Below are 19405 nucleotides of genomic sequence, written 5' to 3'. Positions count from 1 at the left end.
CGGCAAGCTGCCGATATCGCCGACACGCGCGCCGTCCCACGCCATTCATTTATCGACACCCTCAGCAGTCCTTCAGCGTGCTCTGTCGAGCGACCGTAATCAGGCCGTCACCGGCCTTCGCAGCAGCCGCATTTAAACGGGTGATCTGCCACACGCTCATTCACACTGTGCTTACATCGCACTGCGTGCGCCTGCATGCCGCTCCCACCCACCTTGAGCTTGACTGGATGTGGATGAGATGAAATCGGATGCCTGAAGCGCAACCGTGTCTGGACTGGAAATCGAACGCTTCGTGCTGGCTTTAGCCAGGATGTGTTTCAGGCACGAATAGAACAGTTCAAGTTGTCGCGCGTCCGAAGCCTTTCGCTCCAGATCGAACACATCTTCGAGAACGCGACGCGACAGATGGAACCGTTGAAGTCCGCGGGCAATACGAACCTGGAAGACAACGCCGTCACTGTTGTGCGGCACCGCTGCCCAAATGAGCGAATGGCTACTCATGAAGCCCCCATGAATCTAGTTCTTTAGATCAAAGCAGGACAATTCATGATCGCATGGCGCAACAAGGGGCGAATACTTTTCAAAATTGTGATGTTCAACAGATTCGACATTTTTACAACAGTCGAATATTGCAGCGCAGCAATTTCGTCTTAAACTTGGAACGAGCGTTTTGATCGTGCGCTCATGAACCGGACATGAAGGGAGACGGGCGATGACGGCTTCTCAAGCTTCGCCGAGTCGAATCGGCCCGGAACTGCACGTTTTCGAGCAGGCTGGAGGCTGGCACTGGGGCATCACCGTCCACCGTGCGGCCGGTTCTGGATTCAAACTGATCGCGTTCAGTGACCGGCCCTTCCCCAGCGAGGACGCCGCCCGGACCGATGGGAGCCAGGCGCTAGCCAGCCTTGCAGACAGCGGCGCACGCAACTGACTAGAGGCCTCTTCCACGCGGTATCATGAGGCTTCAGCAGGGTTGTACTTCGCGGTGTTTCAGTCACGTGCTTCACCCGCCAGCGATGCGCAAAGACATTTCAGTTCCGCGCAGAGAATGCACACGCAGGCAATACGCATTGCATCGCATGCGTCTCGCGACCAACCGTCTCATGCTCGCCGATGCAGACGCTGAAAAGCTTCGCGCTATCCGCTGGGTCAATGCGTGGGCGAGCGCGATTGGTGAGCTTCGCTTTTCTGCATTCGTCCAGGAGCGCCACAGACACAAGTCTACGCGGTAATCGCTCGAACAAGGTTCGCCTGCGGCGCTCGATGGCGTGAAGCGAAAACTGGTTGCGCAAATCCAAGACCGCGTGACCATCCTCTGCGCTGGAGCGTCACTCCTGCGCGCCCCATGCATGGGATGACTCCCGCGAGCGCGGGGCGCTCTTCCAGTCAACGGGCTCAGGATTTTGCGGGCCGCCCCGTCTTGACTTGCTCCACTGCCGACACCGCAGCCAGCAGGCGCTTCGGTGCTGCTGATTCGAGCATCGACAAGCCCGCGCGCAAGAGTTCACTCTTCTTGACCGAGACACCTGCCGCCAGACATTTCTGTTTCAGCGCTGCGATTTTCTCGTAGTCAGATTTGGGCATCGTGAAGCTGTCACGTACGACCTTGTCCTTCTTCGCGCGCTTTGCTTTCGCGCGTCCCGCCGCTTTAACCGGCGCTGACTCAACCGCGGCCGTGGGCTTCGATGTCTTTCGGGCCGTTGCCTTCTTTTTGGGAGCATCCACGGCTGGTGCTACAGCCTCCGCCTGGACTTCTTCGCTGGGCGCGCCCTCGGCTGCTTTGGGGAAATGGAACTTCTTCTTTGTCGCTTTTTTGATGGTCGGTTCACTCATGACTGGTCTCATGTCAATATACGGTATAAACAGTATATACAGTTTTTACGCCGCGTCGAAGACAACGTGCAGTTTGCGCTCGTCGGCCGCGGGCACTGTCCGACCCGCCACAGCGGCTCGCCAACGAAAAATGGCGGTCTGGAATTCGTCTGCAAGCATTTGCTCACGTCTCTGCGAGGCTAACCCACTGGGCAAGCGCGCGCGCAAGCGATCGTCCATAGCGCCGTTGCCCTCAGACACCCGCACCGCTGAAGCTTCCACATTGGAAACGCCATTCATCTGTCCACCTTCGACAAATTGTCGATCGCTCTCACGTGGTCGGCTATCATTGGTCGGTCGCTTTCATGGCGTCACCCTGCATCTTTAATACCGGCCGATGCATATACTGCGATTACGGAGTGCCCGCGCTGCATCGACCTTATAAGGGGAAGGTGAAATGGTCTCTGTAACTGGCGCAGTCACCGCGCGAATCTCCCAGTTTCAAGCTGCTGTGCAGCGCATGTCCCTTTCGCGATATTGCGAACCATTCGCAAAAGACTTGAGCTTCACCGAGGCGGTCAGTCAGTATCCTGACCGAAATGAGCTGTATGCCTACATGCATCACTATCGGTGGCATCTGGCGCCTGCGGAGATTCGCGAGCACCGAACCTATTTCAGCACCGGACGGCGCGGGTTCGGAGAGGATGCATTCCATGCAATGTGGTGGCTCCTTCTGCGCGAATATCGGCCTCGTCATGCGCTGGAGATTGGCGTATATCGCGGACAGGTCACCTCTCTCATGGGGCTGATTGCGAAGTTGTGCGGATTCCAGTGCGAGGTCCACGGCATCTCACCGTTTTCTCCTGCCGCCGATGCGGTGAGTAAGTACATCAAGAACGTTGATTACCTCGAGGATACGCTCGCGTCCAATCGGCGTTTCGGGCTGCCCGCTCCACACTTTCTCAAGGCATTGTCGACGGATCCGATTGCCGTTGAACACATTCGCTCGATAGCCTGGAACGTGATCTATATCGATGGCAATCACGATTATGAAGTCGCATTGGCCGACTACAAGGTCTGCCGGGACTCGCTCGCTCAGGGCGGTCTATTGGTGATGGACGACTCAAGCCTGTACACCGACTACAACCCCGCGAAGTTCTCATTTGCTGGCCATCCAGGGCCGTCTCGGGTCGTCAAGGAATTAGCCCTTTCCGAACTGCGCTTTCTGGGAGGAGTCGGCCATAACAACGTTTTCACCAATGCTTGATGGCAGATAGGGTGAACGCGAGGGTGAACCGGGTGGGCCACCGGCCATCCGGCGACGAAGCTGCCGACACCAAATCAGCTTTGCTCGGCCATCTGAGTCGAATACAAATCGACTAACCAGTCGATAAAAATGTCGACCCGTCTTGGCCTGGTTCGATTGGGCATAAACACGACGGACACCGGCCGGGGATTCGACGGATAGTCTCGCAGAACCTTATTCAACCGGCCGGATCGCACATGGGCATCGAGTGTGAAGGTGCCGCCCTGTATCAGTCCGAGGTCCGCAAGCCCGCATGCCACGTAGGTATCCGCGTCGTTCACCAGGATCGCGCTCTTCAGTGGAACAGTGCGGATCTCGTTTCCGTCGAGAAACTCCCAACCTCTGATACGGCCTGACTTCATCGCGTAACTCACGCCGATGTGATCGCTGAGGTCAGCCAGGGTGAAGGGCTCGCCATGGGCCCGGATATAGTCGGGCGACGCGTAAGTCAGTGTCTTGTAAGTACCTACTGTCTTGGCGACGAGTCCGAGTTCGCTCACCGGTCCCACGCGCACGGCACAATCGAGCCCCTCTTCGATCAGATCGGGGTGTTGATCAGCAATGCTGAGGTCCAGTTGAATGTCAGGATTGTTGGCGAAGAAATTCGGCAGTTCCGGGATCACCATCGACTTCGCGACTAGCGAGGGCATGCTCACGCGGACTCTGCCACGATTGCTTCCTTTGGAAGCCTGAGCGTCGGCATCCATTTCCTCTACATCGCGCAGAAGCGCAACGCAGCGTTAGTAGTAGCGAATGGCCATCATTTCCGCCAGCGAGCTGCCAGCGGGAGCATGAATGACATTCGACGGCAACTTGAGCTGCGTGACATGATCGGCGGTTCCACACCGAGACGAGCTAGCGCCCTGCATAGCGAGCGTTTCAACAGCTCTCCTTGCCAGAGCTGATGCTGGGATTTGATGTGTTCCCGAATCGTGCGTGCCTGGAGGTTGACACCAGGCTCCTATGTTTGCCAGGCATGGCACGCAAGAGCAAGTCCCTCGTTTTTACGAAAAGCCACGTTGTCTTAACACTGCGTTTACGCGGATTTTCCTAAATTTCATGGTGCGGAAGTCCGTCGCGGGAGACCAGACCATGGATCTGCTTTACCTCATCGCAATCGTTGCATTCAGCGGCCTTGTCGGGGCCTTCGTGGTTGGCTGCGACAAGCTTCGCCGCGCACCTGGAGGCCGTCCATGACCACCTGGATGACCTGGCTCGCGGCGGCCTCGACGCTGATTCTGTTCGCCTACCTCGTGTATGCGTTACTGCGCGCGGAGGCCCTCGAATGAACTTCAATAACCTGTTTCAACCCGGCCTGTATATCGTCGCGTTGATCGCGCTCGCCATTCCGCTCAGCCGCTATATGACGGCGGTGCTCGACGGTTCGTCGGTGGTCGTTCGCCGCATTGGACGGCCGGTGGAAGGCTTGCTATACAAAGTTGCCGGCGTGGACCCCGGCGCCGAAATGTCGTGGAAGCACTATGCGCTAGCCGTGCTGGTATTCAACACCATCGGCGTTCTCGCGGTGTACGGATTTTTACGCCTCCAGCAATGGCTGCCTGCGAATCCGCAGGGCTTTGGCCCGATGACGCCCGACGCCGCCTTCAACACGGCGATCAGCTTCGCGACCAACACGAACTGGCAAGACTACACGCCGGAATCGACCGTCAGCTACCTGACGCAAATGGCCGCACTGACGGTGCAGAACTTCATGTCCGCCGCTACCGGTATTGCCGTGGTGGTCGCGTTGATTCGCGGCTTCGCACGCCATACGACCGCGACTATCGGCAATTTCTGGGTCGATCTCACGCGCATCACGCTGTATATCCTGATGCCGATCGCGACAGTGGTCGCGCTCGTGTTCGTGAGCCAGGGCGTGATCCAGAACTTCAAGTCGTACGTCGACGTGCCGACACTTCAGACGACGACATATCAAACACCGAAGACCGATGCTCAGGGCAACCCCGTCAAGGATGCAAAGGGTAATCCGGTGATGGTCGACAACAAGGCCGACAAGCAGACCATCGCAATGGGGCCGGTCGCGTCGCAGGAAGCGATCAAGATGCTCGGCACCAATGGCGGCGGTTTTTTCAACGCCAACTCGGCGCACCCGTACGAAAACCCGACGCCGTTCGCCAACTTCGTTCAGATGATCGCCATGCTGGTCATTCCGGCGGCATTGTGCCTGGTGTTCGGGCGAATGGTGGGCGATCGGCGGCAGGGCTATGCGGTGCTCGCCGCGATGACGATCGCTTTCGCGCTCGCCTGCTGGGCTGAGATCTCATCCGAGCAGAACGGCAATCCACTGTTTGCTTCGCTGCATGTCGATCAGACGGCGTCGGCCTTGCAAACGGGCGGCAACATGGAAGGCAAGGAAACCCGCTTCGGGATCGCGCAATCCGGCATCTTCACGGTAGCGACCACGGCCGCGTCATGCGGCGCGGTTCTTAACACGCACGATTCGCTCACACCGATGGGTGGCTTCGTGCCGCTGCTTCTGATCGAACTCGGTGAAGTGATCTTCGGCGGCGTCGGCTCGGGTCTGTACGGCATGCTCGTGTTCGCGTTGCTCGCGGTGTTCGTGGCCGGACTGATGATCGGGCGAACGCCGGAGTACATCGGCAAGAAGATCGAGTCGTACGAGATGAAGATGGTGTCGATTGCCGTGCTGCTGACGCCGCTACTCGTGCTGGTCGGTGCGTCGATCGGCGTGCTGACGGCCGCCGGCGTCGCGGGCATCGCCAATCCCGGCCCGCACGGCTTCTCCGAGATTCTCTACGCGTACAGTTCTGCCGCCAACAACAACGGCAGCGCGTTCGCCGGCCTGTCGGTCAACACACCGTTCTATAACAGCACGCTCGCCGTGGCGATGTGGTTCGGCCGCTTCGGTTCGATCGTGCCGGTGCTGGCGATCGCCGGATCGCTTGCCGCCAAGAAGCGCATCTCCGCCACCGCGGGAACATTGCCGACGCACGGTCCCCTGTTCGTCGTGCTGCTGCTCGGCACGGTGGTGCTGGTCGGCGCACTGACTTACGTGCCGGCGCTCGCGCTCGGCCCGGTCGTCGAACATCTGATCATGGTCGCGGGACATTGACTGCGAGGACAGTATGACCAACGGTATTCAACCGCCACTTCATCAGCCTGGCAACATCGGTCAGGCACGCACCGCCGCGCGCTCGATGTTTGATCCGGCCATTGCCCGGCCGGCCCTCGTCGATTCGTTCAGGAAGCTGGCGCCGCGCCATCAGTTGCGCAACCCGGTGATGTTCTGCGTGTACGTCGGCAGCATACTGACGACCATTCTGTGGATCGCCGCGCTCGGCGGCCAGGCGGAAGCGCCCGCGGGTTTCATCCTCGCGATCGCGCTATGGCTCTGGTTCACGGTCCTGTTCGCCAACTTTGCGGAGGCGCTCGCCGAGGGCCGCTCGAAAGCCCAGGCCGCGTCACTGCGCAGCGCCAAGCGCGACGTGATGGCCAAGAAGCTGCAGGAGGCGCACCCCAAGGCGCCGATCCGAATCATGACCGCGACCGATCTGCGCCGCGGCGACATCGTGCTGGTGGAAACCGGCGATGTGATCCCGGCGGACGGCGAAGTGATCGAGGGCGTCGCGTCGGTCGACGAATCGGCAATCACGGGCGAATCCGCGCCGGTGATCCGCGAGTCGGGCGGCGACTTTTCGTCGGTGACGGGCGGCACGCGTGTGCTGTCCGACTGGATCGTCGTGCGTGTCAGCGTGAATCCGGGCGAGGCCTTCCTCGACAGGATGATCGCCATGGTGGAAGGCGCGAAGCGTCAGAAGACACCCAATGAGATCGCCCTGACGATCCTGCTGGTCGCGCTCACGCTCGTGCTGCTGTTCGCGACCGCGACGCTGCTGCCGTTCTCGATGTTTTCGGTCGAAGCCGCGAAGGCTGGCCACGTGGTGACGATTACCGCACTGGTCGCCTTGCTGGTGTGCCTGATTCCGACCACCATCGGCGGGTTGCTGTCGGCGATCGGCGTGGCGGGCATGAGCCGGATGATGCAGGCGAACGTGATCGCCACTTCAGGACGCGCGGTGGAAGCCGCCGGCGACGTCGACGTGCTGCTGCTCGACAAGACCGGCACGATCACGCTTGGCAACCGGCAGGCGTCGGCTTTCACGCCGGCGCCGGGCGTTACCGAGGAAATGCTCGCCGACGCGGCGCAGCTCTCGTCGCTTGCGGATGAAACACCGGAAGGCCGCAGCATCGTCGTGTTGGCCAAGCAGCGCTTCAATATCCGCGAACGCGACATGCATTCGCTGCGGGCCATTTTCCTTGCGTTCAGCGCGCAGTCGCGCATGAGTGGCGTCGATCTGCCCGATCGCCAGATCCGTAAGGGTGCGGCCGATGCGATCAAGCATTTCGTCGAAGCCCACGGCGGTCGTTTTCCGGCGGAACTGACGGCTGCGGTCACAGATATCGCGCGGCGCGGCAGCACGCCGCTGGTCGTTGCGCAACAAGGCCCAGGTGAAGGCGGCGCACGCTGCCTGGGCGTGATCGAGTTGAAAGACATCGTGAAGGGCGGCATCAAGGAGCGCTTCGCCGAACTGCGCAAGATGGGCATCAGAACCATCATGGTGACGGGCGACAACCGGCTGACGGCGGCTGCGATCGCCGCCGAGGCGGGCGTGGACGATTTTCTCGCCGAGGTGACGCCGGAGGCCAAGCTGACGACGATTCGCGCGCACCAGGCCGAAGGCCGTCTGGTGGCGATGACGGGCGACGGCACCAACGACGCCCCCGCGCTAGCGCAGGCCGACGTCGCGGTGGCGATGAATACTGGCACGCAGGCGGCGAAAGAAGCCGGCAACATGGTCGACCTCGATTCGAACCCGACCAAGTTGATCGAGATCGTCGAGATCGGCAAGCAGATGCTGATGACACGCGGCTCGCTGACGACGTTCTCGATCGCCAACGATGTGGCGAAGTACTTTGCCATCATCCCGGCCGCATTCGCGACGACCTATCCGCAGCTCCGTGTACTCGATGTGATGCATCTGAGTTCGCCGTCGTCGGCCATTCTGTCGGCGGTGATTTTCAACGCGTTGATCATCGTGGCGCTGATTCCGCTCGCGCTCAAAGGCGTGAAGTACCGGCCGCTCGGTGCCGCGTCGCTGTTGCGCCGCAATCTGCTGATCTACGGGCTGGGCGGAATTCTGCTGCCATTCCCGTTCATCAAGCTGATCGACATGGTCTTGCGCGCGTTCGGCTGGGTTTGACCACAACAGAGTGGACATCATGAAAACGTTGCTTCGCCCCGTACTCGTCCTCTTTATCCTGATGACCGTGATCACCGGGGTGATCTATCCGGTGGTCGTGACGGCCATCAGTCACGCGGCCTTCGCGAGGCAGGCGAACGGCAGCCTGATCGAAAAGAATGGCAAGGCGGCAGGTTCCGCGCTGATCGGCCAGCAGTTCGACGCGCCTTACTATTTCTGGGGGCGGCTGTCGGCCACCACGCCCATGCCGTACAACGCGCAGAGCTCGGGTGGCTCAAACCTCGGCCCCACCAACCCCGCGCTCGCCGACGAAATCAAAGGCCGGATCGACGCATTGAAGGCCGCGGGTAACGACATGTCCGAGCCGGTGCCGGTGGATCTGGTGACGTCCTCAGGCAGCGGGCTGGACCCCGAGATCAGCCGGGCGGCGGCGGCCTACCAGACGGCGCGCGTGGCGAAAGCGCGCGGACTGACGGCCGCTCAGGTGGCCGACCTGGTCGCTCAAAATACGTCAGGTCGACAGTTCGGCGTTCTCGGCGAGGCGCGAGTCAACGTGCTCAAGCTCAACCTGGCATTGGACGATCTCAAGCCGATGCATTGACCGAGGATGCTTCGACGCGAACCTCGCAGGCGCGTGCAGGGAGCATGCGTAGATACGATTGATCGATGAAAGCGCGGCTGCCGAAGGCGGCCATAGAGCTCGGGGCCGTCAACGTGGCGAATTCATGAGCGAGCCTACCGTTACAGTGGTGGTGATCGACGATGACAAGTCCATCCGCCGCTTTGTTCGCATGCGCCTCGAGGCGGATGGCATGACGGTATTCGATTCATCGGCAGGGGCGCAGGGCCTCGCCCAGGCGGCGACGCGACTGGCGGATATCGTCATTGTCGACCTCAGCTTGCCGGACATGGACGGTATCGATGTGATCCGTGAGTTGCGCAGCTGGTCCACCATGCCGGTGATCGTTCTTTCGGCACGAAGCAGCGAGGAAGACAAGGTCGCCGCGCTCGATGCAGGCGCCGACGATTATCTGACCAAGCCATTTGGCCTGCCAGAGTTGACTGCGCGCATCCGGGCGCACCTGCGCCGGCAAGCCTGCGGCGGCCGCGCCGGCGAGCCTCAGGTTCGGTTCGGCGCCGTCACCGTCGACCTTGGCGACCGGAAAGTCATGCGCGACAGCCGGATCGTTCATCTGAGCCCGACGGAATATCGACTGTTATCGACCCTGGTGCGCCATGCCGGACGGGTTTTGACCCATCGTCAGCTACTGAGCGAGGTGTGGGGCCCCGCGCAAATGGACAACCACCACTACTTGCGGATCTACATGGGGCATCTGCGCCACAAGCTCGAACGCGATCCGGCGCGGCCTGAACACATCATCACCGAGTCTGGTGTGGGTTATAGGCTCATGGGTGTGCACTGAAAGACAAAAGCAGCCCAACCGTTGAATCGACGCGGCGCTCAGCAAGTCAAAGCCGGATCGGCCATGCCGGCCGCGATGCGCGTCGAGACGGCTGCTGACTCGCCGCCAGCCTGACAGGATTTTTATACCTTGCGCCGGCGGCCCTTGCCGACATGCCGCCGGCACTAACCGCAACTTTTTACGCGAAGTTAACGCCCCTTTAGCTAAGCTCACGATACGCAAGGGACAATGAAACGCGACGTCCCACGAGCAGACATCAGGCAGTCGCGGCCGCGCTGGTTCATCCGGAGAGTGGAAATGAAAGCATCGTATTCGTTTGGCTTGGCGCAACGGAGTTCTCAATGATACGAATGCTGATCCCTGTCCTCGATCGCAGAGGCGCAGCCGAGGCCGCGCGCTTTGCGGCGTTCATGTTTCTTGAGCGCTGCGTAACCGAAGTGGAACTGCTGGAAGTGCTCGAACCCATCGATCAAGGCCGAGCCGCCGCTTTTCATACCAGGAGCTCGCTGGTGCGGCTGGAAAAGCAGGCCATGCTAGACGCGTTGATCGACGCCCGCGCGATTCTCGAAGAAGCCGGCGTCCCTTATAAATGGAAACGGGTCTTCGGTTCGCGCATCAAGGCGATTGCCGCCTACGCCGCAACGACCCAGCCGGACGTCATGGTCATCGACGCCAGCCATATGGGATTCTTCCGCAGACTGTTGACGCTGGCCGGTTTATCAACGCGCACAGTCACGCCGGTGACGATGGTCCACTAGCCAGCGTGAACCTGCGCCGTCATCCGATATTCATCGGGAGTAAGACCATCTGCCGGCCCTGCAGATGCAGGCGAGTCTGGATCTCGACCGGCGTGTGATACGCCATCGCCGGTAGTGTTGCGCTTCACGTTTGAAACCGCCCGGAACAGACGTTGCACTTTTTGAAGCACCTACTATTATCAGACAAACTGAGCTGTCGTTTACCCTCCCGAACGATCGTGCGACAAGTTGGCGAACCATACGTCTGAACATTTTCAAACGCCTTTACCGACGGGGAACACGCCCACATGCCTGCAACCCGCGGCCCGCTATTCGAATGCAATTGTCAGGAAAAAGATGGATCCAGCATATTGATTATGTGGATGGGGAAACATTAAGATGACTTCCCCGGACGCGAAGTCGGCATCCGGTGAGAATGAATCATGCGCAATAGCCACATTTCGCGAGGCGGGATCACAACTGTCACGCGAGAATGGTTGAGCTTTCCAGCAAATTGACACCTATCAACAGGAGACAAAGATGCTGAGTCCTCATGAGTTCGCAACCTTAATGCTGGTCAAGAACGCGCCCGATCAACTCGGGCTGGATCGTGCGGAACTGGATATTTTGCTCGAACACCAACTCGTCGCGCTGGAAACACTACCATCGGGCCAACAGCGCCCCCAGATAACCAGCGATGGCGTTTCCGTACTCAAAGCTGTCACGCGGTTCGGCTAACGACTTTCGTTAGCGGATCGTGGTCCGCTTCATAAATTTCGGCGCTCACCTCCTCCGGCAAGCAATACAGTTTCTTGTCATCGGGATAAGTGATTCAATAGCCAAATTAGTACTACTATTAACATGCTGGCGCGTGCAATATGCGGTCCGCATTGCACTCGTGCTTTTCGCCAGTCCGTCCACATGACCGCGGCGCGCCCATTGCTATCCGATTGATCGGAAAGGTGCAGGGTCGCCTCAGGAGTTTCGCGATGAATCTATCAACCCCGGAGCAGATTGCAGCATCCCATAAGGCCAACCTTGACGCCGCGTACAGGCTGGCCACCAAGGTAGTCGAGGGGGTGGAGAAGCTGGCTGAACTGAATCTGAAAACGATCCAGTCGACGCTGGCGGAAACTCAGCAGAACGCACTGAAAGCATTCTCCGTCAAGGATCCGCAAGAGTGGCTCACGCTGCAAGCCGGTCTCGTCGCGCCGACGGCAGAAAAAGTGCAGTCGTACAGCCGTCAGCTGTTCGAGATCGTGTCAGCCACCCAGGGCGAATTCGCGCAGCTCGCGCAGACGCAATACGATGCGTATAACCACCGGGTGCAAACGCTCGTCGAAAATGTTGCCAGAAGCGCACCGGCGGGTTCCGAAGCCGCCATCGCTGGATGGAAGTCGGCGATTAGCGCCACTCATGCGCTGGTCGAAAGCCTGCAGAAAACCAGCCAGCAGGCGGCGCGGCTCGCCGAAAGCAGCTTGGACGCCGTTGCGACCACTGCATCGAAGACTGCGCAGCGCACTGCCGAGCAAGTGTCGGCGGGCGCCAAACGATAGTCGCCCAGGCGGGCCTGGCGCCCGAGCCAGTCAACTGCGTCATACGAAGGAATCCTGTTGATGCTGGCGCGCATCTGCGCCGGCCATTGGGCGAAAATCGCCGTTCCGTATGAGCGAGGATCGCCTCCCTTTACCGGAGACAAGTGAGATGACGAAACAGGTTGCCCTGGTCACAGGCGGGATGGGTGGACTCGGTGAAGCGATCAGCATCAAACTACATGACGCTGGCTATGCCGTGGTGGTCACCTGCTCGCCGCAGAATACCCGCGCGGACCAGTGGCTGGCCCGCATGGAGGCCGACGGGCGGGAATTCCGCGCCTATGCCGTCGATGTCGCCGACTACGACTCGTGCCAGCTATGCGCGCAGCGGATCAAGGCGGAAGTCGGCCCGGTCGACATCCTGATCAATAACGCCGGCATCACACGGGACGCGGGCTTCAAGAAACTCGACAAGGTCAATTGGGATGCGGTGATCCGCACCAATCTCGACTCGGTGTTCAACATGACGAAGCCGTGGTGCGACAGCATGGTTGAACGAGGCTGGGGCCGCATCATCAACGTGTCGTCGATCATTGGCTCCAAGGGCGGTTTCGGTCAGACGAACTATGCGGCCGCCAAAGCCGGCATGCACGGCTTTACGAAGTCGCTGGCGCTCGAAGTGGCGAAGAAAGGCGTCACCGTCAACACGATCTCGCCCGGCTTTATCGCCACAAAGATGGTCACGGCGGTGCCTCAGGACATTCTTGACAGCAAGATCATTCCGCAGATTCCGGTCGGCCGCCTCGGGCAGCCGGACGAAGTGGCCGCGCTGGTTCTGTACCTGTGCTCGCGTGAAGCGGCTTTCGTGACCGGAGCCAACATCGCGATCAATGGTGGCCAGCACCTGCAGTGAAACACTCCGGCCTGCAACTGGGCGACGGAGGTGAGCCGGCCTGCGGCCGGTTCACTGCACAACAGGGATGGCGATGGCAACCGCGTTCCCGGATCGACGGGCACCCGGTTGATCGCCTGAGTCGGCAACGTAACCGTGCAGGAGAATGCAATGAGCGATTCGTGGGTAGGTATTGTGATGGGCTCGTTTGTGCTGGTGATCGCGTCAACGTTCGTGGCCGGCCACTATCGGCGTGAGCACCGCCGGCGCCAACTCCTTCGCAACCTTGACCACTACGACTGGTGGGACCGGACCCGCCACTGACAACGGACGGTCGCAGATCGTGTTTGGACGGATCATGTGACCGAGCGTGGCCGTTCGCGCTGGACATGGTACCTGGAAGGTTGCACACGTCACTCCATTTGGGCCGGTAGCAACCAGGGAGCAAGCGTCAATGTAGAGACCTTGCCATCGTTGTCGATTTCGACAAAACCGAGTCGCCGGTACCACTCATAGGCCACCCGGTTGCATACGAAAACATTCAAGTACAGCGGTTTTCGTAAGGAACTGGACAACGACATGAGCCTGGCAAGCGCTTCACTGCCGATCGACTTGTGCTGCATGGACGGCACGATACAAAGCATCCTCAGCCAGACCAGATCTGGTTCGACCTCCCAGTGCACAAACCCGCATCGGTTGCCTTCGCACGTCACTACCTGACAAGAACCCTGGCGAAGGCTTTTTGCAAACCCCGCTTGCTGCAAGTCCTCATCCCAGCCACACGCTGAGGTAACGAAACCCCTCATGGTCCGCTGGTACGTGTCAAATAGCCATTCCGAGTCTCCGGATACAGCCTGCCGAAAATCCAGATTCATCACAGCGGCCAATCGGTTTTTGACTGCGGTCCAGATACCCGCGCTCGAACACGGTTACTGCGCCATCTGCAGATCCGCAATCGCCGCGGCGAGAAAACGTGCCGCTTCACCGCCCGTGACCACCCGATGGTCGAACGTCAGACTAAGCGGCAAGATCCGATGCACAGCCGGAACCCCGCTTGCCGCTACGACCTGCTCGTGAATGCGCCCCGCTCCGAGAATCGCGACAGTGGGCGGCACGACAACCGCAGCCGCGTATTTGCCGGCGATCATGCCGAAGTTCGACAGTGTGATCGTATTGCCGCGCAGTTCTTCCGGTGGAATCTTGCGTGCCCGGATGTCGGCACGCATCCGGTCGAGCCCCCCGCGCAGATCCGCTGCGTTGCGGTGCGCGACGTTGCGTAATACCGGCACGAAGAGGCCATCCGGCAGATCGACGGCGATGCCGAGATCGACCTTCTCCAGCACGTGGCGCCGTCCCGCATGTCCGTCGAACCATGCGTTGAGCGCCGGTTCGGCGCGGCATCCGGCCACCAGTGCACGGACCAGGCGGATCGTCACATCGGTATGCGGCGGCCAGACATGAATGTCGGCGTCGTCGATGACGGTCGCCGCCGCCACCTCGCTCTGCGCGCGCGCCATGTTCTGCGCCATCGCGCGCCGCACGCCGCGCAGCACCTCGGGCGGACCGAGATCGGCGAGTATCTTCGCGACGCGCTGCACGTCCGCCGCCGTGATGAGACCGTCCGGCCCCGACGGCGTCACCATCGCCAGATCGACATCCAGCTTGCGCGCGAGCGCCCGCACCGCCGGGATCGCCTTGGTCGCGCCGACGCCCGCGCCGCCGCCAAGTGCCGCCGGCGCTTCCTGCAAAACATGCTGGCCGACCTCCATATGGCCGACCACGGTACCGGAATCGGCTTCGTCGGCTGCCCCTTCGAAGGCGACGAGCGGCGCCCCCAGATGGACGATGTCGCCCACCTGGCCGAACAGCTTCACGACGCGCCCGGATTGAGGTGACGGAATATCGACGATGGCCTTCGCCGTTTCGACCGACAGCAGCGGTTGATCGGCACGAATGTCGTCGCCGCTCTTGACGTGCCACTCGACGATCTCCGCTTCCTGCAAGCCTTCACCGAGATCGGGCAGTTTGAAGATTTTCATGGCTTCTCTATGCCTCCAGCGCCTGCCTGACCGCGGCGACGATGCGCGCGGTGCCCGGCATGTATTGATTTTCGAGTCTGAACAGCGGCACCACCACGTCGTATCCGCAGACGCGCTGCACCGGCGCGAGCAGCGAGTACAGTCCGCGCTCGGCAATGTTGGCGGCAATCTCCGCGCCGACCCCGCCGGTGCGCGAGCCCTCGTGCACGATCAAGCAGCGCCCGGTTTTCGCCACCGACGCGAGAATGGTGTTCATGTCGAGCGGCTTCAGTGTCGCCACGTCGATCACCTCGACCGCCACGCCTTCCTGCGCGAGCAGATCGGCCGCGGCCTGCACGTCCTGCAACGCCCCGCCCCAACTCACCAGCGTGATGTCTGTCCCTTCGCGCAACGTAAAGCAACTGTCGAGCGGCAGCGCTTCGCCATCGTCCTCCACGGGCTGCCTGAAGAGCCGGTACAGACGCGTCGGCTCGAAGAAGATCACCGGGTCCGGATCCCGGATCGCCGCCAGCAGCAAGCCGTACGCGCGTGCCGGCGAGGACGGCGACACGACCCGCAGCCCGGGTATGTGGGTGAAGAGCGCTTCAGGGCTTTCGGAATGATGCTCCGGTGCGTGAATGCCTGCGCCGCACGGCGCACGGATCACGAGCGGGCAGGTCAGCCGTCCGCGCGTTCGATGCCGCAACCGCGACGCATGATTCAGAATGTGGTCGATGGCCGGATAGATGAACCCGGCGAACTGGATCTCCACAACGGGCTTCAGGCCCATCGCCGCCATGCCGATCGCGGCGCCGGCAATGGCGGTTTCGGCCAGCGGGGTGTCGATCACCCGCTGAGCGCCGAAGCGTGTCTGCAGCCCGGCGGTCGTGCGAAACACGCCGCCGTTCACGCCGATGTCCTCGCCGAGCAGCACGACGGCCGGGTCGTGCGCCAGTTCGTATGCGAGCGCCTGATTGAGCGCGTCGACCATGTTGAGGTCAGCCATTGCCGTTCCCCGTGGCCGGCGCGAAACGCTGTGCGATCGCCAGTTGCTCGCGCAGCGCCGGCGGCAACGCCTCGTACAGGTGATCGAACATTGCGGACGGCTCCGGCGGCGGTATCGCCAGATACGCGTCGACGGCCTGCTCGATCTGCGCATGACACGCCTTGCCGAGTTGCTCGTCCTGCGCCTTGTCCCAAACTTTCATGCGCATCAGGTAAGTGCGCAAACGAAGCAGCGGTTCGTCTTCCCACTGCTTGCTGATGACTTCGGAGTCGCGATAGCGCGTCGCGTCATCGGCTGTCGTGTGATCGCCAAGACGATAGCTGAGTGCTTCGATCAGCGTCGGGCCATCGCCTCGGCGAGCCTTGGCGAGCGCCGCATGGACAACCTGATGCACGGCGATCACGTCGTTGCCGTCGACCTGCAGTCCATCGATGCCTGCCGCGATCGCTTTTTGCGCGAGCGTTTGCGCAGCGCTCTGGTGGCTGCGCGGCACCGAAATCGCCCACTGGTTGTTATTGACCACGAGGACCAGCGGCGCCTGCCAGACGCCGCCCATGTTCATCGCCTCATAGAAGTCTCCCTTGGACGTGGCGCCGTCGCCGAAGATCGCCACCGCGACGCGCGGCTCGTGACGCAGCATGAACGCGTAGGCCGCGCCGGCGGCATGGCACACCTGGGTTCCAATCGGCACACAGTTCGGGAAATCGTTGCGGGGCACGGCGAAATCGCTGCCGCGCTCGTCGCCGCCCCAATACAGCAGGCTTTCCGTCATCGTGACGCCGCGCAGCAATTGCGCGGCGTGATCGCGATACGAAGGGAACAGCACGTCGTCGGGCTGCATCGCGCTGGCGACGCCGACACCGATCGCCTCCTGGCCGACCGACGACGCGAAGGTGCCGAGCTTGCCGGTCCGCTGCAGCGCGACCGCCTTCGTGTCGAACGCCCGTGTCAGCACCATCGCGCGATAAAGCGAAATCAGCGCCGCCGGGTCCCGCGCAAAGGCAGGCAACGGCTGAACAGGCTCGCCATCGGAGCCAAGGTATTGCGTATAGCCGATGTGAAAACTGGCAGCCGTGGTCATGTCCGCCCCCATATTCTTTCAGATATCGAAGACGTGCCGGAGTTCACGCGAGCGACACGGCCCAGGCACGGCAGCGCCTGGGCACTCAGCGCAGTGCGTACAAACTTGAGTTTAGGCAATGGCAGCGCGCGCAGGGACTCATTCCCCGCCGCGTCGATCGCACCCAGCAAGGCAGCCATGAAGACGAACGCTCGATTGTCGCGATGCAGCACTGGAGCCGATGCGCGGACAACAGCGTGCAGCACGCACGTGGTGGTGGTGCGAGTACACAGCGGTGCCTGCCCGGCCGAATCACGCTGGCTGCAAATGTTCATTGCAGCCTTTTTTCCGCGTCAGTCGCCAACCTATACCAGGAATAGCACTGCTGTAATTCCGCTGGCCGCTCCTCTATAAATCATATGGGAGAACCATGCTTTTTCGCATCGCCACATTCGATGCATTCTGGTATCGATTGGGCCACTGATTTCGCCGTGACGCGGAGAGCAGGTCAAGGTGAGCAAGATGAGACCATCAGACACTTCACGCGCCAAGTACCTGTTCAAAGCCCACCATCGAGGCGCACCGGGTTTTGTCAGGTTCTTTCGCACCTCGCTTGGCACTGCCCTGATTGCGGTATTTCTCGTCGGCTATCCGTGCCTGCAGCCGACGGCGAACGCCACCGGCGCGCCTTCGCAGCCTGCGAAAGACAAGCGGGTTTTGCCAGCCAACGCCTCCGCGCCGGTCGACTTCCCCACCATCGTGGAGCGATACGGGGCCGCCGTCGTGAATATCAGCGTGACTGCCTCGGAGCAGCGATCGTCGATAGCCGCCCCTGCGCCAATCGATGCTGACGATCCCCTTATTGCATTCGTCAAGAGTGTGGTGCCACACTCGCCGGCGTCTCAAGGCAGTTCGCCGCGCGCCATCTCGGGGATAGGCTCCGGCTTCATCGTGAGCCCCGACGGCCTCATTCTGACCACCGCTCATGTGGTAGACCAAGCCGACGAAGTGACAGTCAGACTGACCGATCGACGCGAGTTCAAGGCAAAGGTCCTGGCGGTAGACACCCAGAGCGACGTCGCGGTCATTCAGATCGATGCCACGAAGCTTCCGACCGTCAAACTTGGCGACTCGTCGCGGGTGCGCGTCGGCGAGCCGGTCCTGACAATCGGGTCACCCGACAGCTTCGAGAATACCGTGACTGCCGGCATTGTCAGCGCCACGTCTCGCACGCTCCCCGACGGGAGCAGTTTTCCTTTTTTCCAAACTGATGTAGCGACCAATCCGGACAATTCGGGTGGCCCACTGTTCAATCGTGCCGGCGAGGTGGTCGGCATCGATGTGCAGATTTACGCTGGCTCGGACAGATCCCCCAGCCTGACCTTTGCTATCCCGATCAACATGGCGGTCAAGGTGCGATCGCAGGTGCTGGCCCTGCACGCGACATCGCCGGGCGGCCTTGGCGTGGAGGTACAGGACATCGACCCTGGATTGGCTGTGGCCTTCGGGTTGCCGCGACCGGCAGGTGCGCTAGTGAATTCCGTTGGGCCAGGCACACCCGCCGCGGCGAGCGGCCTCAAGCCGGGCGATGTGATCATTCAGATCGGCGACAAGACGATTGACCGCTCGGCCGAACTCGGCGAGGTTGCTGCTGCTCTGCTGCCTGGGACGAAAACCACACTTAGACTGATCCGCAGTCGAAGACCGATGACGACGACAGTCATAGTCGGCGCGTCCGCGGAAATCCCCAAAGCTGGACAGAACGAAAGTGGCGCAGCAGATCGCCTTGGCTTGACCATGCATCCGCTGAGTGACGAGGAGCGGCGTGCGACGGGGCTCGCCGTCGGTCTGATGGTGGACGCGGTTGATGGGCCGGCCGCGAGCGCCGGCATTCAGGCTGGCGATGTGGTCCTTTCGCTCAATGACACGCTAGTCGAAACGGCGGAGGACGTCGCTGCGCTGGAAGCAAAGGCAGGCAAACAGGTAGCCGTGCTGATACAGCGCAAAAACGCGCGCAGTTTTGTTTCGATTGAGACCAGGAAGCGTTAACCCAATGAAGGTCGAAGTTGCCGCCCGCAGATGATGCAGCAGGCGATCTTCATGAACGCTTCATGGATGAAGGCGAGGCGTTCGAACAGAGATGGCGCTCAATATCGCCACGTCGATCATCGTGACATCGCGAACGGCGAGATGCAGGGAGTTTGTCGGCCTGGAGACGCCGCCGTCGGCACCGTATTTGCGCTGGCAGCTGCCTGTATCCCTATCGTCTCGGTCGACGCTACCGGGAAGCACTCGGACAAGGGTCGAACGAGGCCGGCAAGGCGCTTCTGCGTCAACTGGTTGCTCAAGGTTTGCGCGGGCAGTTGCGCGTG

21 protein-coding genes are annotated in these 19405 nt (G+C 61.1%); 13 read left to right on the top strand and 8 right to left on the bottom strand.

Going from position 1 to position 19405, the window contains the following annotated elements; genetic code table 11:
* Nucleotides 1–171 precede the first annotated feature (171 nt).
* Complete coding sequence (locus tag HV744_RS21635) at nt 172–501, bottom strand: hypothetical protein (protein WP_175151441.1); 330 nt, start codon at nt 499–501, stop codon at nt 172–174.
* 211 nt (nt 502–712) lie between these two features.
* Here HV744_RS21635 and HV744_RS21630 point away from each other — a divergent pair, with 211 nt between their 5' ends.
* A complete protein-coding gene (locus tag HV744_RS21630; RefSeq protein WP_175151440.1) occupies nt 713–931 on the top strand; it encodes a hypothetical protein in 219 nt (72 codons plus the stop codon).
* A gap of 464 nt (nt 932–1395) precedes the next feature.
* Here HV744_RS21630 and HV744_RS21625 read toward each other — a convergent pair whose 3' ends face one another.
* Together HV744_RS21625 and HV744_RS21620 are read right to left on the bottom strand one after the other, a co-directional pair.
* Nucleotides 1396–1833, bottom strand: a complete 438-nt coding sequence (locus tag HV744_RS21625; protein WP_175151439.1) for a hypothetical protein — start codon at nt 1831–1833, stop codon at nt 1396–1398.
* Between the two features lie 45 nt (nt 1834–1878).
* Entirely contained in the window at nt 1879–2112 is a 234-nt protein-coding gene (locus HV744_RS21620; RefSeq protein WP_175151438.1) for a PH domain-containing protein, read from the bottom strand.
* A gap of 157 nt (nt 2113–2269) precedes the next feature.
* Here HV744_RS21620 and HV744_RS21615 point away from each other — a divergent pair, with 157 nt between their 5' ends.
* The gene (locus tag HV744_RS21615; protein WP_175151437.1) at nt 2270–3079 is read left to right on the top strand and encodes a class I SAM-dependent methyltransferase; all 810 of its coding nucleotides are present in this window, start codon (nt 2270–2272) and stop codon (nt 3077–3079) included.
* Nucleotides 3080–3153: 74 nt separating this feature from the next.
* Here the strand turns inward: HV744_RS21615 and HV744_RS21610 are convergent, their stop codons facing one another.
* Entirely contained in the window at nt 3154–3825 is a 672-nt protein-coding gene (locus HV744_RS21610; RefSeq protein WP_246279140.1) for a LysR substrate-binding domain-containing protein, read from the bottom strand.
* A 486-nt stretch (nt 3826–4311) separates the two neighbouring features.
* On the opposite strand from HV744_RS21610, the gene kdpF reads away from it, so the two are divergent.
* The 10 genes from kdpF (at nt 4312) to HV744_RS21560 (ending at nt 13273) form a co-directional block, all read left to right on the top strand.
* Nucleotides 4312–4407, top strand: coding sequence for a K(+)-transporting ATPase subunit F (kdpF, locus tag HV744_RS21605; protein WP_028193906.1), 96 nt, complete (start codon nt 4312–4314; stop codon nt 4405–4407).
* The gene (gene kdpA, locus HV744_RS21600; protein ID WP_175151436.1) at nt 4404–6212 is read left to right on the top strand and encodes a potassium-transporting ATPase subunit KdpA; all 1809 of its coding nucleotides are present in this window, start codon (nt 4404–4406) and stop codon (nt 6210–6212) included. Before kdpF ends, kdpA begins: the two co-directional genes overlap by 4 nt.
* 85 nt (nt 6213–6297) lie before the next feature.
* Nucleotides 6298–8361 (top strand): potassium-transporting ATPase subunit KdpB, encoded by a 2064-nt coding sequence (gene kdpB, locus HV744_RS21595; protein WP_175151484.1) that lies wholly within the window; start codon nt 6298–6300, stop codon nt 8359–8361.
* Nucleotides 8362–8380: 19 nt separating this feature from the next.
* Nucleotides 8381–8962, top strand: coding sequence for a potassium-transporting ATPase subunit KdpC (gene kdpC / locus HV744_RS21590; RefSeq protein WP_175151435.1), 582 nt, complete (start codon nt 8381–8383; stop codon nt 8960–8962).
* 124 nt (nt 8963–9086) lie between these two features.
* A complete protein-coding gene (locus tag HV744_RS21585; protein WP_175151434.1) occupies nt 9087–9785 on the top strand; it encodes a response regulator in 699 nt (232 codons plus the stop codon).
* 341 nt (nt 9786–10126) lie between these two features.
* Entirely contained in the window at nt 10127–10543 is a 417-nt protein-coding gene (locus tag HV744_RS21580) for a universal stress protein (RefSeq protein ID WP_175151433.1), read from the top strand.
* A 519-nt stretch (nt 10544–11062) separates the two neighbouring features.
* Nucleotides 11063–11260: a hypothetical protein gene (locus HV744_RS21575; protein WP_175151432.1), complete on the top strand. Its 198-nt coding sequence runs from the start codon at nt 11063–11065 to the stop codon at nt 11258–11260.
* A 251-nt stretch (nt 11261–11511) separates the two neighbouring features.
* Nucleotides 11512–12078, top strand: coding sequence for a TIGR01841 family phasin (gene phaP / locus HV744_RS21570; protein ID WP_175151431.1), 567 nt, complete (start codon nt 11512–11514; stop codon nt 12076–12078).
* Between the two features lie 148 nt (nt 12079–12226).
* Entirely contained in the window at nt 12227–12970 is a 744-nt protein-coding gene (gene phbB / locus HV744_RS21565; RefSeq protein ID WP_175151430.1) for an acetoacetyl-CoA reductase, read from the top strand.
* A 150-nt stretch (nt 12971–13120) separates the two neighbouring features.
* Nucleotides 13121–13273: a hypothetical protein gene (locus HV744_RS21560; RefSeq protein WP_175151429.1), complete on the top strand. Its 153-nt coding sequence runs from the start codon at nt 13121–13123 to the stop codon at nt 13271–13273.
* Nucleotides 13274–13362: 89 nt separating this feature from the next.
* Here HV744_RS21560 and HV744_RS21555 read toward each other — a convergent pair whose 3' ends face one another.
* From HV744_RS21555 to pdhA, 4 genes are read right to left on the bottom strand one after another with little or no spacing between them, the layout of a single operon-like run.
* Entirely contained in the window at nt 13363–13824 is a 462-nt protein-coding gene (locus tag HV744_RS21555; protein WP_175151428.1) for a GNAT family N-acetyltransferase, read from the bottom strand.
* A gap of 54 nt (nt 13825–13878) precedes the next feature.
* Entirely contained in the window at nt 13879–14988 is a 1110-nt protein-coding gene (locus HV744_RS21550) for a dihydrolipoamide acetyltransferase family protein (protein WP_175151427.1), read from the bottom strand.
* A 7-nt stretch (nt 14989–14995) separates the two neighbouring features.
* On the bottom strand, nt 14996–15973 hold the full coding sequence (locus HV744_RS21545) for an alpha-ketoacid dehydrogenase subunit beta (RefSeq protein ID WP_175151426.1): 978 nt from the start codon (nt 15971–15973) through the stop codon (nt 14996–14998).
* A complete protein-coding gene (gene pdhA, locus HV744_RS21540) occupies nt 15966–17054 on the bottom strand; it encodes a pyruvate dehydrogenase (acetyl-transferring) E1 component subunit alpha (RefSeq protein ID WP_175151425.1) in 1089 nt (362 codons plus the stop codon). Before pdhA ends, HV744_RS21545 begins: the two co-directional genes overlap by 8 nt.
* Before the next feature lie 501 nt (nt 17055–17555).
* Between pdhA and HV744_RS21535 the strand changes: the two genes are divergently transcribed.
* A complete protein-coding gene (locus HV744_RS21535) occupies nt 17556–19082 on the top strand; it encodes a trypsin-like peptidase domain-containing protein (protein WP_175151424.1) in 1527 nt (508 codons plus the stop codon).
* The last annotated feature ends 323 nt before the right edge of the window (nt 19083–19405 follow it).

Origin of the sequence: Paraburkholderia ultramafica, from assembly GCF_902859915.1 — a bacterium.
Classification (GTDB): domain Bacteria; phylum Pseudomonadota; class Gammaproteobacteria; order Burkholderiales; family Burkholderiaceae; genus Paraburkholderia; species Paraburkholderia ultramafica.
This window is presented reverse-complemented; position numbering and strand designations above follow the sequence as displayed.

What these genes read in the sequence shown, in the direction of transcription:
- HV744_RS21625 (WP_175151439.1), bottom strand. Translation starts at nt 1,833, where the DNA reads ATGAGTGAACCGACCATCAAAAAAGCGACAAAGAAGAAGTTCCATTTC.
- kdpC (WP_175151435.1), top strand. Translation starts at nt 8,381, where the DNA reads ATGAAAACGTTGCTTCGCCCCGTACTCGTCCTCTTTATCCTGATGACC.
- HV744_RS21585 (WP_175151434.1), top strand. Translation starts at nt 9,087, where the DNA reads ATGAGCGAGCCTACCGTTACAGTGGTGGTGATCGACGATGACAAGTCC.
- pdhA (WP_175151425.1), bottom strand. Translation starts at nt 17,054, where the DNA reads ATGACCACGGCTGCCAGTTTTCACATCGGCTATACGCAATACCTTGGC.
- HV744_RS21555 (WP_175151428.1), bottom strand. Translation starts at nt 13,824, where the DNA reads ATGAATCTGGATTTTCGGCAGGCTGTATCCGGAGACTCGGAATGGCTA.
- HV744_RS21560 (WP_175151429.1), top strand. Translation starts at nt 13,121, where the DNA reads ATGAGCGATTCGTGGGTAGGTATTGTGATGGGCTCGTTTGTGCTGGTG.
- HV744_RS21535 (WP_175151424.1), top strand. Translation starts at nt 17,556, where the DNA reads ATGAGACCATCAGACACTTCACGCGCCAAGTACCTGTTCAAAGCCCAC.
- kdpA (WP_175151436.1), top strand. Translation starts at nt 4,404, where the DNA reads ATGAACTTCAATAACCTGTTTCAACCCGGCCTGTATATCGTCGCGTTG.
- HV744_RS21635 (WP_175151441.1), bottom strand. Translation starts at nt 501, where the DNA reads ATGAGTAGCCATTCGCTCATTTGGGCAGCGGTGCCGCACAACAGTGAC.
- phaP (WP_175151431.1), top strand. Translation starts at nt 11,512, where the DNA reads ATGAATCTATCAACCCCGGAGCAGATTGCAGCATCCCATAAGGCCAAC.
- HV744_RS21630 (WP_175151440.1), top strand. Translation starts at nt 713, where the DNA reads ATGACGGCTTCTCAAGCTTCGCCGAGTCGAATCGGCCCGGAACTGCAC.
- HV744_RS21610 (WP_246279140.1), bottom strand. Translation starts at nt 3,825, where the DNA reads ATGGATGCCGACGCTCAGGCTTCCAAAGGAAGCAATCGTGGCAGAGTC.
- HV744_RS21580 (WP_175151433.1), top strand. Translation starts at nt 10,127, where the DNA reads ATGATACGAATGCTGATCCCTGTCCTCGATCGCAGAGGCGCAGCCGAG.
- HV744_RS21615 (WP_175151437.1), top strand. Translation starts at nt 2,270, where the DNA reads ATGGTCTCTGTAACTGGCGCAGTCACCGCGCGAATCTCCCAGTTTCAA.
- kdpF (WP_028193906.1), top strand. Translation starts at nt 4,312, where the DNA reads ATGACCACCTGGATGACCTGGCTCGCGGCGGCCTCGACGCTGATTCTG.
- phbB (WP_175151430.1), top strand. Translation starts at nt 12,227, where the DNA reads ATGACGAAACAGGTTGCCCTGGTCACAGGCGGGATGGGTGGACTCGGT.
- kdpB (WP_175151484.1), top strand. Translation starts at nt 6,298, where the DNA reads ATGTTTGATCCGGCCATTGCCCGGCCGGCCCTCGTCGATTCGTTCAGG.
- HV744_RS21550 (WP_175151427.1), bottom strand. Translation starts at nt 14,988, where the DNA reads ATGAAAATCTTCAAACTGCCCGATCTCGGTGAAGGCTTGCAGGAAGCG.
- HV744_RS21575 (WP_175151432.1), top strand. Translation starts at nt 11,063, where the DNA reads ATGCTGAGTCCTCATGAGTTCGCAACCTTAATGCTGGTCAAGAACGCG.
- HV744_RS21545 (WP_175151426.1), bottom strand. Translation starts at nt 15,973, where the DNA reads ATGGCTGACCTCAACATGGTCGACGCGCTCAATCAGGCGCTCGCATAC.
- HV744_RS21620 (WP_175151438.1), bottom strand. Translation starts at nt 2,112, where the DNA reads ATGAATGGCGTTTCCAATGTGGAAGCTTCAGCGGTGCGGGTGTCTGAG.